Source organism: Kitasatospora sp. NPDC047058, assembly GCF_040643935.1.
In the GTDB taxonomy this organism is placed as follows: Bacteria; Actinomycetota; Actinomycetes; order Streptomycetales; family Streptomycetaceae; genus Kitasatospora.
Genome location: NZ_JBEYVJ010000966.1, coordinates 1 through 1,041 on the forward strand (window position 1 = coordinate 1; position 1,041 = coordinate 1,041).

Below are 1,041 nucleotides of genomic sequence, written 5' to 3' on the forward strand. Positions count from 1 at the left end.
GACGGGGTCTCCGGGCACATCACCGCCCGCGATCCCGAGTACACCGACTGCTTCTGGGTCAACCCGTTCGGCATGCCCTTCGCCCACATCACGGTGAGCGACCTGGTCCTGGCCAACTCCGAGGGCCAGGTGGTGCAGGGCAGCCACCACGTGAACCAGGCCGCCTTCACCGTCCACTCCCAGGTGCACGCCGCCCGCACCGAACTCGTCCCGCGCCCAGGCGACCAGGTTGGCCACGTTGTCGTGGGTCACGACGACACCCTTGGGGCGGCCGGTGGAGCCCGAGGTGTAGATGATGTACGCCGGGTGCGGCGACCGCAGGGGACTGATCCGGTCACGGTCGGTCGGGTCGGTGCCGGGCCGGCTCGCCAGGGCGGCGACGACCTCGGGGGAGTCCAGGACCAGGCGCGGAGTCCGGGAGTCCGCCGGGAACATCCCCTCGGTCTCCTCAACGGTGAGCACGAGCGCGGGGTCGGCGTCCCGCAGCAGGTAGGCGATCCGGTCCGCCGGGTAGGCCGGGTCGAGGGGCAGGTAGGCCGCTCCCGCCTTCAGCACGGCGAGCAGCGCCACCATGGTCTGCCCCGTACGCGGCAGGGCGAGAGCGACGAACCGCTCCGGACCGGCCCCCCGCGCGATCAGGTGGTGGGCCAGGCGGTTGGCCCGCTCGTTCAGCTCGCCGTAGGTCAGATCGGTGTCCGAGGCGAGTACCGCAGGCCGCCGCGGTGTGAGGGCCGCCTGCGCCTGGAAGAGCGCGGGCAGGGTCGCGTCGGCGACCTCGGCACCCGTGTCGTTCCAGTCCGCCAGAACCTGCCGCCGCTCCCGCGCGGAGAGGATCTCGACCTGTCCGAGCCGCTGGTCCGGATCCGCCGCGGCCGCCTCCACCACGCGCACCATGCGGGCCACGACGGCTTCGGCGCTCTCCCGGTCGAAGAGTTCCGTGCTGTAGTGCAGCAGGCCGCTGAGCCCCGCCGGACAGTGGTCGTCTCCGTACTGCTCGACGAGATTGAAGGCCAGGTCGAACCTGCTGTACTCGAACGGGAC

Annotated in this window: 2 pseudogenes; one reads left to right on the forward strand and one right to left on the reverse strand. The window is 71.8% G+C overall.

What is annotated here, in order from left to right:
* Positions 1-210, forward strand: a pseudogene (locus ABZ885_RS41990) (class II aldolase/adducin family protein); the annotation flags it as partial.
* A 54-nt stretch (positions 211-264) separates the two neighbouring features.
* On the opposite strand, the pseudogene ABZ885_RS41995 reads toward ABZ885_RS41990, so the two are convergent.
* Positions 265-894, reverse strand: a pseudogene (locus ABZ885_RS41995) (AMP-binding protein); the annotation flags it as partial.
* Positions 895-1,041: the final 147 nt, after the last annotated feature.